Raw genomic sequence first — 16,069 nt, 5'->3', positions numbered from 1 at the left:
ATATCAGATATGGCTGATTTAGCGCAGCAAGCGTACGCGCTCGAAAGGTCTATCGACTCAAATTCGTCCGCAATCAGGGACATGCAGCAGGAGGCAGTAGAGCAAATGGCCAGAACTAATGAGATGGCCGCAGCAAACCGACCGACTGCTGCTAATACAGCACAATAGCGGGAATGTGGGGCCAAGCCGAGTTACAGCGTTTGGCCCGCACACCCGTAGATTCGTTGCCATCGCAACATCCGCACTACGCGCGGAAGGTGTCGGCTAATTGCTGTCGCCGTATGAAAGCGGATTAAAGCAAGGGCCACCCAGATCTGTTATTCACCGCTAACAGCAGCCGCTTCCAATCGTTCCCAGTTCCCTATAACCGTAAACGGCAGCTCTGCCTCATCAACGCGCAGGCGGTCGTCCAACACTTCAACCGTGGCGTATGGGCCGAAGGTGCCCACATCGGTGTCTACAAAGATCATCACGCAACCTTCACTTTCTGGAGATATACAGCAGTTTCAGGTGCCTGGCTAAAGGCCACCCAGGCTTCGGAATCATCGGCGCCCTTGGCGCAGTAGGACATATTGTTTACGGCCTGGAATGGACGGTCCATGACGGTCAGGTAGGAGCCTGGTTGAATGCGCAGACTCTCTTTGCTGCCGTCGCCAAGGCCGATATAGCTGGAGCCAGCCAGCGCGTTGCGCGCCAGGTTGACCTTCGGATATAGCGGGTCTGCCGAGGGCATCGCCTGGGCGTTCGCCGCGATGRCACCGATGCGGTATTCAGAGTTCAGAATGAACGAGACAACGGAGCTAAACCGAAGTACCAGCGCTTCCTTGGCCGACGTGACCAGCCAGTAGGATAGTGTCGAAACGTCGCTCAAAGCCACGACAGTTTGAGCAGCTGCGAATGCGCGCAGGATGAACGAACCAGCAGATGTTGGTGTGCCAGCGTTGTCGTAGATGTGCGCAAACTCGGTGACAAACCGGCCGCTGCCGTCCAGTCCCGACGTGGCCACGGTAATAGCAGGCGTCCCTGGTCCCGAGTTGGTGACCATGCCGCCAACGTTAATGTTGGTGATGGTGGACATAGCGACCTGCGCAGTCCATGCGGCCACTGTGCCGGACACGGACACGATTGCCGCCTTGGCCGTGCCGTTGATAACTGCAGCCATCCAACGGCCCGTGCTGACCAGCCGCACCGCAAACGAGTCCAGCGTGGTGCAGGCGAGAGATGCTGTGGTGCCGAGCGACTGGGTAGTGCCCGATATCGTCACTGGGCGCGCAACGATGGCAGTTGTGCCTGAAGAAATCAGGGCAATGAATAGTGTCGCCGTCATCGGCAAAATGGCCATGACGCCAGTAGTAGTCGCGGCTATCTCGGCCCCTACCGTTGGAGTCGTTCCCGAAACCGTAATAACCAAAGTGCGTAAGGCCGTCGTGGATACTGCATAGGCGAGGACATAGGTACTGCCCACAGTCACAAAATCCACGATGCGAGTAAGCGTCGCGGCAAGAGTAGTGCTAACGACAGTGCCAGGCGTGATCGCGCTGCCGCTGATAGACAGGACCACCGTTTGCAGTGCGGTGGTTCCGTCCTGGGCCGACGTGACCAGCACTTGGTTTGTGCCAATCAGAAGACCCGCCACGGTGGCATCCACGCCGGTCGTAGAAAGTGTTGCGCGCAGCAGAACCGGCGTGCCAAACGTGCCAGTGGAAGCATCGAAGATAACGGCATGCAGCGAGACACCATAGATCAACAACAAAGCGCGCGTAACGTCCAATTGARCTACTTTGGTCCAAGTGCCCCCGGAGCCGTTCACCACTGAAGCCAGGCTCACCTTGCCGAGCGCTGGCGAGCCAATCGGCAGAAGCCCTGGAATGTGCCAAATTCCCGAAGCGCTGGTGTTATCAATCAACCCTAAGGTTACGCTGGCCGACGGGGATAGGAAGCCCAGGAGATTACCTGCCTTGTCTTTAATGGCTATATCGAATTCGTAATCTGATGCGTAGCCAGCCATGCTGCGCAGCTCAAACTGACCAGGACCAGGCGGCAGCGTCGTCGCATCCGGCAAAATGACGGAAACACCTGGACGAATAGCCGCAAGAGCTTGCAACCGAGGGCTGTTCGCAGCGAGGACAATATCTGCTGTAATCGAGTTGTTGTAGTACGCTCCGCCAACCGCGCCATTCTGATAGCTTGGCGAAGACAAGCTGACAGTCCACGCGGACGAATTGGCAACAGGGTTGACCGGGTCAGTTTGCGTGCGTGTAACGTTAATCGTCAATGCACCCGTTGCCGAGTTATAGGCCTGGACGTCACCGTGATTCCAGTTCGATGCCGCAGCGGTCACAGCCATTTTAACGCTCATGCCAGGCACAATCGCCTTGTTTGCCTGGATGACGATATTCACCACGCCAGTACCAATCGACGCAGCGGAAGCGCTGGTTGCAGACGTCCCTGGCGCGGACGCAGCAGTCGCTGCCGAACCAGCGGCAGCTGCTGCGCTGGCGGCGGCTGCCGTTACCGATGCAGCGGCAGCATCCTTCTTGCCGCCCACGTCGGTCATGGTGTCACTCAGCATCGGCAGCAGGCGGTCGCGATAACCGCCGCGCCCCATGCCAGTCAGCGGGTCATCGTCGTCCGTGTACGTGTTTCCATTCACCAGTAGGGTGGTCATAGCAGCTCCTTGATTTCGTAGGCTTTACGGTAGTTGTTAAAGTAAGGGTGGTCCAATGCACTCAACTGGCGGAATCGGCCGAGATACTGCCGACGAATCGAGTGGATCGTGTCCTCTGGGTCTTGAATCCAGAAGACCTCTCCGCTGATGCCTGCCAGGCGGTCCAGCTCAAAGGCATGAAACATGGCCTGATCTTCCGTCAGGTGCTCCAGGGAGAACTTCGTCACGCGATAAGGCTTACGCTCCTGGAAGTATTCGGCGCCGCCCAGCGCCTCCTGCACATCGGTTTTGGTCTCGAAAGTCAGAGAACTGCCCCGCGCGTAGTTGTAGGTTGGCTGCCAAACCGGGCCGATGAAGACACGGCCAAGCTGCACATATCCGTCTGTATTTGTGGGATCGCTCATCGTGATCCGCCAATAGCGGGCCAGACGCGACGAGGGCAAGATGTGGCGTGCAGCAGCGACATACCCCTTAATCTCAGCAAGCGTGTATTTCCGCGACCACCAGCGGTCGTCTTCCCACTCAAGGCTGCCGTATGGGTACATATCCGGCCAGGCATCAGTCCAACCACTGTCGTACAAGGTGGACGAGAACGATGCGTCATTGCTTCCCTCAATCCTCACCTTTGCGTAGATGCTCAGGTTGTGATTAATCAAAGCGACCAGCCGGACATCCTGAGCCGAGCCGAGATCGACAATGAAGCGGGTCGCATCGGTAGACAGGCCAACGCTTCGCGCCACGCGGCCAAGTGTGCGACCTAAGATGTTCGCTAAAGGCAGCGAGTTGATCCAGGAACCCGAGTTGACCGTGGCGCTCGTAAGCAGGTTTGGAAAACCGATCATGCAATTAGCCATCCTTACCCCCACACCGTTAAATAAATCGTCTTCTTGGATAGCTCCAGGCGCTTTCCGATGATTCGAAACAACTGGCCGGCCTGCAGGCCGAATCGACCAAGGAGCAGCATGACGGGGTCCATAAACTTGGGTTGGGCGGCGCTGACCAGTTCGACAGGCACAGGAACCTCAAAGACCGTGCGCTGCACCTTCTGCAGCTGCAGCTGGCGGGATGCTTCTGCCGCTGCTGGGGCGGCGCTGGTGAACAGACTCGATATCGCTATGTCGCTCGCCAGCAGGTATCGCTTCTGGACATTGCTATCAGAGGCCGATTCGGCACGAGTCTGCTGCGTCAGATAGTTGACCTGGTCTTGCGTAGCTGATCCGACGATGTCTTGTGGCTGCATGACGTTCCACAAGCGCGTATGCTGCACCGTCACGCGCCAGACCGGCACTGCGTTGTCGCGCGGCGGCCGGCGTTCGATGTTTTCGCCAGTATCGAAGTCTTGCAGCGTCATCACGGGCGTGCCGGCCGGCGCGCTCAGCACGCCCATGCGCAACGTGTCGTCGGTATCGAAGACGTACCAGGCGCCAATGGTTGCCGCCACCTGGTCCATTGCCTCGCGCACTGTCGTGCCCTCATCATCGATCCAGATTCCCACAGGCGATGCGTTAAATGCATCCAATGCAGCCACGTCGGCCGCTGCGACCGATGACGAAGCCAGGCCCGATGCAACAGCGATGGCCTTCAGCACCTGGCCAACAGTTCGCTCGCTTGCTGCGCCCTGGACCACATCCGCCGTAATGATCCCCGAAGGGGTTGCACCAAGCATGAATAGGCCTTCAGCCAGGCATGTGAAAACATTGCCCGCACCAGGAGTCGAAGCTGCCAGGCTCGCGCGATCTGGCAGGTTGGCGCCAATCGTCAAGGCGCCGCCTCGGTCGTAGACGGCCACGATGGACGAAACGGCGCCATCGTTAATCTGGTAGATCAACTTAGAGCTGTTGACCTGGACTGCAGGCACCTGGAACACCGTCCCAAATACGCGCGGCTTAACCTTGCCCTTGATGTCGTTGGCGGTGCCCTCAAAGCCATTAGGCGGCAGGTTATTGCCGGCGTAGCGCGTCTTGAGCAGTGGCACATCGAAAATGGCCTGCTTGTCGCGCAGCCGAATGGTCATCGTGTTCCAGCTGGCTTCTACCGTTTCCATTGTTCCGCGAAAGATGACCGGATACGCTGCTGGATAGCTTCCGCCAGTTCCGTAGCGAATGACTATCGGGCGACCGTCAAAGCCATAGTTAATCCAGCTATCGAATTGGCCATCAGCGTTCGCGATGACGATTTCGCCTGTCTCCAGGGATGCCGAGCCACCGCTCGTCTTATCGTCCGAATAGGCATGTACGCCAATCGAACCAGGATCAAGCAAGGCGGCAGCAAAGGCCGTGTGCGCAGGCGTATCGGTCGCGGAAGTGATGAAGGTGTCTTCGCTCAGATAGAACGTCTGCAGAGTGCCATCCGCATCGATAGCGGCCGTAACTTCAATCAGGATCATTTATGCCTTTCGTGCAATTTGTCGCTTGGTCGCCTGCAGGCCGTCGGCTACCTGGTCAAGTTTGTCCAGGGTTGCGCGGGCCACTTCCGCACGTTGCGGCTTATCGGCGCGGGCTTCTTCTAGCAGGCTGTTAAGCAGCCGGACGATCTGTGCTGACGCAGCGCGTTCGTTCGCTACCTGGGCGGCGGTCTGGACGCGCTCGCCCTGGTGCAGCTCGGCACGGTAGCCATCAAACGGGACATAATCCAGACCGTTCGCGTGCGAGCCGTGAAGGAATTTGTACTCATCGGAATTCTCAAAGCCGGCAATCAGGTCGTCATAGGACAGACCATGCGAAATCTTGTCCTTCCACCAGGCGAAGCCATCAGCGTCCGGGTCGCGTCCCAGCAAGTCCTGGTAGGTCTGCGTCAGAACTTTGTCGATGGCGCTGTTGCCTTGCGCGACGTCCGCTGGTTTGCTGCTCTTTAACAGCGCCTGGCCCAGCTCCAGGATGGCTTCGCGCACGCCCTTGGTGTTGTCCTCAATCTTGATGAGGTTGCCTACCTGGTCCTTCAGTTGGTCCAGCTGCTGCTGCGCGATGTTCGCCGCAGACTGAGCGGCATTGGCGGACTTCGCAAGCGAGGACTGCACCATCGCATAGTCCTTGGCGTAGTTGCTGGTGCTGCCGTAGTAGCTGCGCGATGCCTCCAGGAACGCCTGGGCCGCTGCAGCCTGGTCTTCCGGTTTAGCGTTTTCAAACTGGCGTTTGGCTTCCTGGTACTTCTGCTCCGGCGTCAGCGTGGACAGGTCGCCCAACTTGAGCGAATCGATCTGTTTTTGGATCGCAGCGGCCTCGTCCTGGCGCAGCTTAATCAGGTTGGCCAGGCGGTTCGATTCCTGGTCGTAGGCGCCGGCCAGCGCACTTTGCGCATCAGAGATGCTTTTCGATGCAGCCTCTTCTGCGTCCTTGGCAGCCTGAGTCGCTTTATCAATGGCTGCGGCCGTCGCATCAGCGGCGGTCAGGAACGCTGGCGCCAGGTCCATGAGCTGTGCATATTCCTTGGCGCCGGCTTCCGTAGTGAGGTCTAAGCCCTTCACCAGGTCTTTGAATTGGTCCTTGGTCGTGACGCTTTCCAGGCCCAGCGCGGACATCTGCTCTTTAACGCTCTTGATGAGTGGCGCATTCTTCTCATCGTCCGTCAGGAAGTTCTCCGCGAAGTACGCGGCGCCCTGGCTCAAATGATCCAAACCGCCTGCAGCAGAAATCAGCTGTTGGCGAGCCTTCTCAGATTCCAGGCCGATGGTGCCCCACACGTCCTGGACGGTCTTGCCCATGGACAGCGCAACCTGGTTGGTCGCGCTGAACTCATTGGCCACGCGTGTCAGGGCTACCGACGTGGCCTCGGTCGGCAGGCGCAGCGCCGCGATCTGCTCTAGGGAGACCTTGGCGCCGAATAGCGCCTCGCCCTGGTCGGTCAATGCCTGGCGATACTTCAGGATGGCGGCAGCTTCGGTGGCCAGCTCCTGGGTCGTCCCGCTAAATCCTTGGATGAGGCCAGATAGACCTGGCTGGATGCCCTCAAAGATATTATTGAGGCGTTCCTTAAACACGTCGTCCAGCTGGCCCTTGGAGTTCGGGTTGTCGCCTTCCGCTCCGGTGTGCGCGGTGTAGTCCTTGCCCGTGAGGTAGGATTTAACGGATGCCTGCTCTGTGCTGCTCAAAAAGCCGGCCAGCACATCATCCGTCTTGGATACGGTCTGGATGAACTGCTGCACAGCCGGCTGGGCACTGCTCATCCAGAAGCTGGACGCAACACCAAAGGTGCCGAAAGACGAGGTGCCGAAGTCGTCAATGTAGGATTGGTTTGTCTTACCCTCATTGCCGCGCTCGTTGATGCTGATATTGCCGGCCGTGTTGTTGCTGGCGAACTTCAGGTGAGTGTCATCCTCCTTGCCGTGACCGAAAATGCCGCTCATACCAATCAGCGCTGCGGCGCCCATTGCGGCCCAGCCCCAACCTGGGATTGCGGCAATGGCGGTAGAGATAGCGGAGCCTGCGCTCATGGCGCTGCCAACGCTAGTCAGGCCAGCTGCGTTATAGGCCGCGATGGCTTCGGTTGCACCACCGCCCAGCTGCAGGCCGCTGCCAAAGGCCGCAATAGTCGATGAGCCGGCGAAGTTGCCGGCCGCGAGGATCGCGCTGCCGGCATTGCCGGCCATGTTCACGAAGGAATTTCCGGTTTGCAGAGCATTGCCCACGGTGGAAACTGCGCCCTGCGCCTGTGGTGCCGTAGGGTTCAGGAACGAAGCGGCGCCGCTCGACACCATGTTGATGGGAACATTTAACACCTGGCTGACAATCGAGGCCTTCAGCTTCTTCCAGGCATTGCCGCCACCATTGGCGATAGCATCGGCCAAGGTGGTCGAAACAGTCTTGGCCGTGTCGTTCCAGTCCGTCGCTGCGCGCTTGGCAGCAGTTGCATTCGCTTCCAGGATGGCGCCAGAAGCCATGACGCCGGCCAGTTCTTTGCGCTTGGCGATTTCCTGTTCCAGGAACTGCAGGCGCATTTCGTACGCGGTGCGAGCTTCAGTGTTGAACTGCTCTTTAGCCAACGCATTGCGGATGAATTCCGCGTCACTTTCCAACTGCGCGGTCTGCAGATCGACCACAGCCTTGCGGGCCAGCTCGATCTGTTCCTTGGTCTTGCCAATCTCCGCGTTGTGTTCCTTCTGCTTGGCTATTGCGCCATCGAGCTGTTTGACCTCTTCGACGCCGTTCGCCTGGATCGCCTTGATGGTGTCGTCGTAGCGCTTTTTCGCATCGGCCGCCTCATTAACGGCGTCCTCGGTGCTCTGCGCCTTCATCTTGTCCAGGAACTGCAGATGCTGGCGCAGCAGTGCGTCGTATTTCTCTTTGTTGGCCGCGATTTCAGCCGGCGTGCTGGCCTTGGTGCCTGCGCTCTTGATTAAGTCCGCCTCGCGAGCGAAGGCGGCAGCCTCGGCTGCAATGTATTCATCGCGGGCCGACTTGCGGCCAGCGTAAAACTCCGCGTCCGAAGTGCCGAACTTCGTGTGATACAACGTGAGCATCTTGTCGCGGTCGTCATAGATGCTCTTCTCGCGGTCCAGTGCCGTCTGCTCTTGCAAGAGTGCGTCCTGCAGCAATTTGGCGCGGTCGTTGTTCCCCTTTTGGGATTCGGCATGAGCCTTCTTGATCGCGGCAATATGCGCCGCGACAGCGTCATCCGTGACCAACGAGCTGTTAGGATTGGCGGCACGAACCTTGGCCACGTCGTCCGCGTATTCGCGCAACGCAACCTCCAGCTCGCCCAGGCCTTTCTTCTGCAGGCGGGTGTCATCGTAGGTGATGCGAGATGCAGCATGCGCCCCCTCAGCCTGGATGGCTGCCTGGCGGCCCTGTTCGGCCGCCGTCTGGTTCACCTTGTTCAGGTCGTCTTGGGCCTTGGCCAGCGCCTTGACGTTGGATGCGCGAATTGCCGTCAACGTGGCCTGGTCGTATGCGTCACGGCTGCCGCCATGGGTGGCGGAATAGGTGCCGTTGTCAATCTGCGCGATTTCCTTCTGCAGGCGCGCTACTTCCATTGCCGGCGTGACCTTCTTGCCCCAGTCGCCCATGGCGTCAATGGCCAGACCAATGGCCTCTTTAACGCCATGCCAGCCCTTCGCGATGTAGCCCGTATTGCTGATAATCTGGTCGGCCCGGTCCTTGGTCACCTTGGCCAGCGTTTCCGTGGCCAGCGCGGACGCGCCTTTCGCATCGCCTTCCTTCTCCAAGGCGCGAATCTGCTCATAGACGGCCTCGGTCAGGAAGTGATACTGGTCATTGAGTTTGAGTGCTGCCTTGGAGATTGCCTCCGTCGAACGGGCGGAATTGCCGGACGATTCGACGGCCAGGGACTCAAACTGCTTGATGGTCTTCTGGATGGACTGGCCGGTTGCCAGTTCCATGGCCACGGCCGCCTGGCCGATCTGGCCGATTTGCTCACTGGTGAATTTGCCCGTACCGGCCAGCTCGATGACCGCCTTCTTTGCCTCGCCAATGCTGCCGCCCGTTTCCACGGCCTGGTGCGCCAGGTCGTTTAACGAATCGCTGGTGAGGCCCGCATAGTTGCCGCTCAAGATGAGCGCATTCTGCATTTCCTTTTGGTCGGATGCGCCCTTGACCATGGCGTAACCCACCACGCCAACGGCTGCCGCCAGGCCGAGCGCAGTCAGGCCCGCTGCGCTGAACAGCAAGCCGGCGGCGCCAGTTTGCTCACCCAGGACCATCATGGAACCGCCGAAGCGCTGGAACTGCCCCTGGCTCAGCTCGTGGGCGAGCACCAGAAGTTCTTTGCGTGCGCCGGCTGTTTTAAAGCTCAGACCTTCGGCGTGCGCGCCGGCAGCGTTGGCGCTGGCGCCGGCTTCGTTAAGACGGGAAATTAACGGTGCTGCGGCATCCGCGACACCCAACTGCGCGGCGCGGTGGGCGAGCAGCTGCGTACGGCTCATGCCCAGCGTATCGACTTGCTCTTTCAGCTTGGCGATAAAGGCGTCTGCGGCCTGGCTGCTCTTCTGCTCTGCGGCGATCTGCTCGCGCAGTGCCTGGGCATTGTCCACGGCCGCATAAGCCTGTGCCTGCAACGCGGCACTGCCGCCGCGTAGCTTGGTTTCCAGTTTGGCCTGCTCCGCAGCATTCAGGCCAACCATATCCGCCTGGCGGCGAAGTGCTGCCACATACTTCTCGGACTCTTCCGAGGATTGGGCCTGCACAGGAGGCAAGGCGGTGCTGCGGGCCATCTGCGCAGTCTGGCGAGCCAGAGTCGCGGCCAGGTCAGTATTTTCCGTATTGACACGACGGGTAGCCGTGGCGGCGTTGTCAGCTGCGGCAGCCGATTCGGCAAGGGCCGTAGTCTGCGCCACCGAAGCGGCCACCATGTTGCGGATGCGCTCGGTGGTCTGCGCCTCGGTCTCGCCGAAAGCATTAACGCTTTGCGCACTGGCGGCCACTGCGCCAGGCACAGCGGCCAGGCCGCTTGCCATGGCTTGGCCAGCCTGTGCAATGCGATTGGAGGTGTTCGTGACATCGTCGCCCAATCCCTCCAGTTCCGCTCTTGCCTGGCGACGGTCCACGTCGATGCGGATACCGAATTGAATTGGCTGGGTCACATTCACTCCTTTTTATTAAGTACAGTCTTGGCCGCACGCTCCATCACGCGCAGGCCATCGAACACTTGCGGCCACTCGTTCGCCGGCACAGCCATCAATTCCATGGTGGACTTGGCGTTTGTGTAGTCGATGCCCTGGTAATAGAGGCCGGCGAATCCCACTACCATGCGCCACTGCGTTTCCAGGGCGACGAAGACCCGGTAACAGGTCACATGCTCTGGCCACAACTCCACTACTGGGGCAGGCCTTCTGGCGTATTCCTCGGCCTCGGCGTACAGGCCGAAGAACTCCATGTCTTCGGCCAGTTCGTCCTGGCCTGGCATGGTGCTGCCACCCGCCCAGGCGATGGCAGCCTCGGTTAGTTTTTTGCGGCGGCGCCCTGGATCGATTCAAAGAACGAGCGCACGATGGCCGCGCGGGCACCGTGTTCGTTCAGAAGCAGGCCGAGATTGGTTGCATTGAACTCCAGCGATTCGCCGTCCTGGTTACCGACACCGTCCCAGCCGCACATCACTTCGTGCACCAGCTGAGCGTCAGCGGCGGTCGTGCGGACCACGTTCTTCTCGCCACCTGTAAAGCGGTTGTAGATTTCTTCCACCTGGTCCTGCGTCTGGCGGCGGAACTTGGCCATGAAGGTGATGGTTTCAACTTGGCCACCATCAATCGGGCGGGTAAAGGTGCAAGGGGCGGTATAGGATGGGTTCGATGCAATCTTAATCATTTGGATTCTCTATGCGTTAAAAGATGGGGTTTGAAAGCGCGGCCCGAAGGCCGCACGGGGTTACAGCAGGGTCAGTGCAATTTCGTCGTTGCCCAGGACTGGTGGACCTTCGAGGGTCAGCTTATAGGCCAGCATTCCCTCGACCTGGTCATAGTCGGCGCCAGTGATGCGTACCAGCAGGTCCATCTGCAGTTTCTTGCCGGCCGCGCTGCCGTGAGTTGTGGTCACCGGTACGGTTGCTCCCGAACGCGCCAGGGCGAACGGGTCGAAATCGGCCAGCGGTGGTGCCAGGACCGTAATGGAACCGGTCAGGCTGCGGTCGGTAATCTGCACCTCGACCTGCGGGCCTGGCAGGTCAACGCGGCCAATCTTGTTGCCCAGTGCCCATTCCAGGTTGGAGAACGCCAGGTCCACGCCGTTGATGGTCGCGGGGCCGGTGTTGGCGCTGTTGACACCTTCCTCGATGGTCCAGCCAGTACGGCTGATTACAGGCGGCAAGCCGGAAACAGGCTGCACATAGACGGAATCGAAGGAGAAGCTGAACATGGGCAGCCCTTTGGCTGGCATCTTCGCTTTCACCTCGCCGCGCATACCTGGCATCTTGTGCAGCGTGCCGTCCATGTTGATATAGCTGGTCAGACTGTCGAAATCGGCGCTGACCAGGTTGTAGGTCACCGACGTGGTCGGCGTGACCGTTTCAGCGAAGCCGCAGGCCTGCAGCAGCGGCGCCCATTTTGGCGCTACGCCTGCACTACCAGACGGCGCCATCGCGACGTCATAGGCCAGTTTGGCCCAGGCAGCCACGATGATGCTGCCGGAACTGCCCAGGGATGGGATGTCGATATTGCGATCTGCCTTTTCTACATCCATCGGTGTCAGGCTGACGTTACGTGCCTCGATCCAGTTAGCGGCGCCACTCGGGGTTACGTCGGTGCCGTAAGCGGTCTCCAGCTTGGCCAAGACCACTTTCTTTTTGAAGAGGCGCGGCGAAGATACGATGTTTGGCATGCTTATTTTTCCTTCGTTTTGATGGCAGCCTTCTCCGGCACGCCTTCTGCGCCAGGTTCGTTGCCGGTCGTCTTGGTACGCTGCCCACTGACCGGGTCAAAGGTGTAGCTGCCACCTTTGCCCCAGTGAGGGCAGTCCTTGAAGAACGGGCCAGCGCCCGCATCCTTGGTCACTTCTTYGCTCACTGCTTGCTCCTTTCGTAGTAGGAGGTTGAATAAATGTCTTGCCACCACACGCAGCCGTGCTGGAACGTCAGGAGGTTGCTATTGCCCCGCTCCAGCGGGTCTGCGCCTTCTTGCGGCACCCAGCCATAGATTTGGTCTGTGACCAGGTCGCGCAGCGCCTGCAGGTCTTGGGAGGCTGCGGCGCCCATCGGGTCGGCAGCGTTACGCACTGCGAAGATGACTCCCACACTAGCCTGCGTACGCTGCATGAGGATGTTTGCCTCCGCCACTGGACCGCGCCGCTCGCCCAGGTTCAGCACGAAACAGGCCGGTGTGGCTTTCGGCGCTGACTGCACTGCCAGCTGGAACTCCGCTACGCTGCCAACCAGCTTCAGGTCCGGCACATGCTCGGTGATGCGTTTAACGATCGCGTCAATCATGGGCGGGCATTGCGTCCGAACACAGATGGCGACGACGTGGCCATGACGACAGTGGCCGGCTCGTTGCCTGGGATAGGCACCACGTCCTGCAGCTTGACCTTCCCGGCCGACACGTCGCGCAGCCAGGCCATCGCATCGCGAAAGTCGTTGACGGCACGGTCAGTGGCCGAGTCGCCCAGGATCGAATACCGCGCCAGAGCGCTGGCCACCTGGACGAGATTGGCCGGCACGGTCACCAGCGGCAGGCTGTAGCGATTGCCCAGGTAGCCGTTAATAGTGGCGTCAGCGTCCTGCAGGGCGAGATCGACGGCGCCGGCCGGCAGCATTAGTTCACGTTGCGCCACCTCGTCGGCGCCGTAACGCTGCTCCAGGTCGCTGCGGACGGCGTAAGTCATACGTGGTGCTCGACCTTGTCAGCGGGCACTTGGCCAGCGCTGACGATCAGGTGCGGGTCGTTGCACAGCGCGGCCAGTTCTTCGTCCGTGAAATGCACCTGGGGGATAGCGCGTGGCTTGGTGCTCCAGGCGCGGCCGGCACGACGGAAACCGTCGGTCTTGGCAGCTACGATCACGCAGGCAACGGTGCCATCGTCTCGCGAGGCCACGGCAGTTTCAGCCTGGCCGGCCAAGTTCAACGCTTCTGGCTTTTCGGCGTCAGCATAATTGCCGGTGTTTTCTTCCAACTGGCCGGCGCCGTCATTGTTGCCGGAGCCCTGGCCCAGCTCGTCAACGCCAGAACCAGCATTCATCGAATCGCCCGGAGTCGATGGCTGACCTGGGGATACRGTGCTTTTCACTTCGTCTGGTTTGCTCGCATTTGCAGCGCTTCCAGTAACGGATGGTGCGCTTTGACCCTTTTTGCCCGGGGCCGAGGGCTTGGCGTTTTTTCCCATGATGGGATGCTCCTGGTGTGGGTGAATTCAGGTACAGCCCGGCACAAAACCGGGCTGCAGTCGGGTCAGGCCGGCTTAGACAGGGTCGGTGGTGCCGGTAGAACCGTAGGCCAGCTGCCAGAAGCCATAGCCGCCATTGCCGCGCGCTTCAGCACCGAACAGATACTCTCCACGCAGGAAGACCGCGTCGGAGTCCATGCCAGTTTGCTGAACCAGCTCAGGCTTCTTGCGCTGCTGGTAGATGATCGGTTTAACGGGCTTGGTGGCATCCATCAGTGCCCAGAAGTTGTCCGGCAGGCGACCGTCCGCCACTACTTCATACTTGCCCTTGTACGGGTTCGGCTTGCCGTCTTCCAGGCGATCCGTGGTCATCAGGGTCTGCGCCACGGTCATCTGGTTGGCACCTACCACCAGCACATTCGGGCGGACGTTGAGGGAGCGCTCTTCGTCATCCTTCATCTTAAACAGCGCGACTTCGGCCGCGCCCAGGCTGGACTGTGCAGCGGACAGCGTTGCCACCGACAGCTTGAGATTGGTCACGTTGCTGACCGATGTGATGCTGCCGTCCTTCTTCTTGACCGGGTGGTCCGAATCGAAGAAGTATTGGCCGTCATAGCACTTGTTGACGAAGCCATTGCCCAGGAGAGCGAACACGATCTCGTCGGGCAGCTGCGCGGCCGAGTTGCCGGCGCCTTCCGCTTGAATCTTGTAATTGCCCAGGTTGTCGTCTTCGATGTCGTTACGTTTAACGCGGATGGTCGATTCCCAGTCCTTGTTCTTGATGGTGTAGTCGAAGGCTTCCAGGCTCTTGATTACCTTGTCGCCAATCCACTCGCGCATGGCCGGGAAGTTCGACAGCCAGCTGTAGTCATTCAAGGCCGTGGTCGACGGGACCAGCATGGCGACTTTCTGCCATTGGGATGGCGCGGCGGTAAAGGCCTTGTTGAAAGTCGCCATCAGGCCCACGAACAAGGCTTGGATATTCTGCTTATTAACCAACATGAGATGGGTTCCTTAATATATGAGTGAGGTCACTGGTTGGCGCGGTCTTACTCGACCCAGACGCCAGCGCTTTCAACGCCAACCACCTTGCCGGCCGGCGAACGGGTATTGCCACCGTTGGAGTGCGCAACGGTCTGGTCGTCCACGATGTAGCAGGTCTTGCCCAGGTCAGCCTGGACGACGGGGTCAGCGCCGAGGTTGGAGTAGAAGAAGGCTTCGCCGCGCGCCACCTGGATGGTCTGGGCGCCATCGGCACCACCCGTGTTGTCCACGAATTCCTCAGCGCGGCCCAGGTAGGTCAGCGTGGCGGCCGTGGAGCCGGGAACAGCGAAGCCGGTAGCGCTGGCAGCGACGATGGCACCGGCATAAATCTTCGCGTTGGCGGCAACCAGGACAGGCAGGCGCTGCGTTTTCTTCGATGGAGTGTTGCGGTCAGCAGTCAGTGCGGTCATGTAATTCTCCAGGTTGGGTTATCAATTAGCCCTGGGACAGTGCGGCCGCAGCGGTGGCGTACTGTTCCTCAGACACGCCAAAGGCAGCGCACAGGGATTTCTGGTCAGCAGTCAGCGCGGCTACGCCTGGCTTGATGCTGTTCGGCGGCACATTGACCGTCTGCATGCCGTTCAATGCCGCAATCGTCGGCGTGGTGCCCAGGAATGCCGTCAAGGCGGCCATGTTGTTTGCACCCAGATTGCGCGCCCAGGCTTCCTGAGCTGGCAGCAGCTTGCCGCTGGCCAGCGCGGCGCGGACGGTCTCGTCAAGCGAAACGGTGTTCGCGTTGGCGGTCAGCGCAGCAATCTGCTGGTGCATCGCGTTCATGGTTTCGATAGGCACCCACTTGGCTGGGTCCGGGGTGGCACCCGACAGCGCGGCCACGTTGGCACGCATACCGTTAATAAGGCCAATCACATCGCCGGTCGCCGCAGCGGTGTTGGCGTCGCGGCCTTCCTTGAGCATATTGGCCAGCTTGGTCAGCTCGGCCTGCACGTCTTCGGCGGTGGCCGAGATGGGCAGGTTGAGCATCCAGCGGAGTTGTTCGAGCAGTGCGTCCAGGTCCAATTGAATCTCCTGTTGTTGAGGGACGGGGGTAGAGAGAGCAGCAAATTGCGCGGTGGCGGCGGCCAGCATGATTTCGTCCATGCCGAGAATTGCCGGGAAATTGGTGATGGCGGCCATGAGCAGGCCAACGACGGCGCCAGCGTTGTCATAGGCGAGTACGGGCGAAATAAACTTGTATTCCTCGTTCTCGATCATCTGCTTGGCTGGCGCCGTCCAGACCACGTCAGTAGCGAACAGCCCTTGGCCAGGACGCCATTCGACCGTGGAGAACCAGCCAGCTGCAGGCGCTGGCTGGCCGTTGTCTTTCGCCTTGAGCGTCTGGTGCTCGTAATCGATCACATACTGATTAGGGCGAGCATTGATAGCTGCCACCAGTGCGGCGGCCTTGTTGTCGTCAATGTGCCAGGCAGGGATACCAGTCGGTTTGCCATCCACGATGCCAGGGCGGCCATCAAACGCCTTAAACAGGCCGGCAGGCATGAGCTGAATTTCGCTGCTGGTGGTCAGCACCATTGAGCAGGCCGCGATAGCGATCAGCGGGCCGGCTGCTTGGTTGTTGGAGGTGGTCTTGTGTTTCATGG

General features: G+C 59.9%; 15 protein-coding genes. All 15 read right to left on the bottom strand.

Annotation, left to right across the window (positions count from 1 at the left end):
* Nucleotides 1–317: 317 nt before the first annotated feature.
* The gene (locus tag AB4Z11_RS04940; protein WP_442023097.1) at nt 318–470 is read right to left on the bottom strand and encodes a hypothetical protein; all 153 of its coding nucleotides are present in this window, start codon (nt 468–470) and stop codon (nt 318–320) included.
* Entirely contained in the window at nt 470–2,668 is a 2,199-nt protein-coding gene (locus tag AB4Z11_RS04935) for a hypothetical protein (RefSeq protein ID WP_442023096.1), read from the bottom strand. The genes AB4Z11_RS04940 and AB4Z11_RS04935 overlap by 1 nt, the downstream gene beginning before the upstream one ends.
* Entirely contained in the window at nt 2,665–3,510 is an 846-nt protein-coding gene (locus AB4Z11_RS04930; protein ID WP_442023095.1) for a hypothetical protein, read from the bottom strand. Before AB4Z11_RS04930 ends, AB4Z11_RS04935 begins: the two co-directional genes overlap by 4 nt.
* Before the next feature lie 14 nt (nt 3,511–3,524).
* Complete coding sequence (locus AB4Z11_RS04925; RefSeq protein ID WP_442023094.1) at nt 3,525–5,054, bottom strand: hypothetical protein; 1,530 nt, start codon at nt 5,052–5,054, stop codon at nt 3,525–3,527.
* Nucleotides 5,055–10,202 carry a phage tail length tape measure family protein gene (locus AB4Z11_RS04920; RefSeq protein WP_442023093.1) on the bottom strand — a complete coding sequence of 1,716 codons (5,148 nt, stop codon included), beginning with the start codon at nt 10,200–10,202 and terminating at the stop codon, nt 5,055–5,057.
* Between the two features lie 2 nt (nt 10,203–10,204).
* Nucleotides 10,205–10,525 (bottom strand): DUF1799 domain-containing protein, encoded by a 321-nt coding sequence (locus AB4Z11_RS04915; protein ID WP_442023092.1) that lies wholly within the window; start codon nt 10,523–10,525, stop codon nt 10,205–10,207.
* 35 nt (nt 10,526–10,560) lie between these two features.
* Nucleotides 10,561–10,923 carry a phage tail assembly chaperone gene (locus AB4Z11_RS04910; RefSeq protein ID WP_442023091.1) on the bottom strand — a complete coding sequence of 121 codons (363 nt, stop codon included), beginning with the start codon at nt 10,921–10,923 and terminating at the stop codon, nt 10,561–10,563.
* Nucleotides 10,924–10,983: 60 nt separating this feature from the next.
* Entirely contained in the window at nt 10,984–11,931 is a 948-nt protein-coding gene (locus AB4Z11_RS04905; protein WP_442023090.1) for a phage tail tube protein, read from the bottom strand.
* A gap of 2 nt (nt 11,932–11,933) precedes the next feature.
* Complete coding sequence (locus AB4Z11_RS04900; RefSeq protein WP_442023089.1) at nt 11,934–12,116, bottom strand: hypothetical protein; 183 nt, start codon at nt 12,114–12,116, stop codon at nt 11,934–11,936.
* Nucleotides 12,113–12,535: a phage tail terminator protein gene (locus AB4Z11_RS04895; RefSeq protein WP_442023088.1), complete on the bottom strand. Its 423-nt coding sequence runs from the start codon at nt 12,533–12,535 to the stop codon at nt 12,113–12,115. Before AB4Z11_RS04895 ends, AB4Z11_RS04900 begins: the two co-directional genes overlap by 4 nt.
* Entirely contained in the window at nt 12,532–12,930 is a 399-nt protein-coding gene (locus AB4Z11_RS04890) for a gp436 family protein (protein WP_442023087.1), read from the bottom strand. Before AB4Z11_RS04890 ends, AB4Z11_RS04895 begins: the two co-directional genes overlap by 4 nt.
* A complete protein-coding gene (locus tag AB4Z11_RS04885) occupies nt 12,927–13,283 on the bottom strand; it encodes an HI1506-related protein (protein ID WP_442023086.1) in 357 nt (118 codons plus the stop codon). Before AB4Z11_RS04885 ends, AB4Z11_RS04890 begins: the two co-directional genes overlap by 4 nt.
* Before the next feature lie 219 nt (nt 13,284–13,502).
* Nucleotides 13,503–14,429: a Mu-like prophage major head subunit gpT family protein gene (locus AB4Z11_RS04880; RefSeq protein ID WP_442023085.1), complete on the bottom strand. Its 927-nt coding sequence runs from the start codon at nt 14,427–14,429 to the stop codon at nt 13,503–13,505.
* 47 nt (nt 14,430–14,476) lie between these two features.
* Nucleotides 14,477–14,881 carry a hypothetical protein gene (locus AB4Z11_RS04875; RefSeq protein WP_442023084.1) on the bottom strand — a complete coding sequence of 135 codons (405 nt, stop codon included), beginning with the start codon at nt 14,879–14,881 and terminating at the stop codon, nt 14,477–14,479.
* Between the two features lie 25 nt (nt 14,882–14,906).
* The coding region (locus tag AB4Z11_RS04870; protein ID WP_442023083.1) for a phage protease at nt 14,907–16,069 on the bottom strand (1,163 nt) is incomplete at its 5' end.

The organism is Pseudoduganella sp. RAF53_2, assembly GCF_052113985.1.
Classification (GTDB): domain Bacteria; phylum Pseudomonadota; class Gammaproteobacteria; order Burkholderiales; family Burkholderiaceae_D; genus Rugamonas.
The sequence above is the reverse complement of the archived record's forward strand: the minus strand, read 5'-3'. Positions and strand labels throughout refer to the sequence as shown.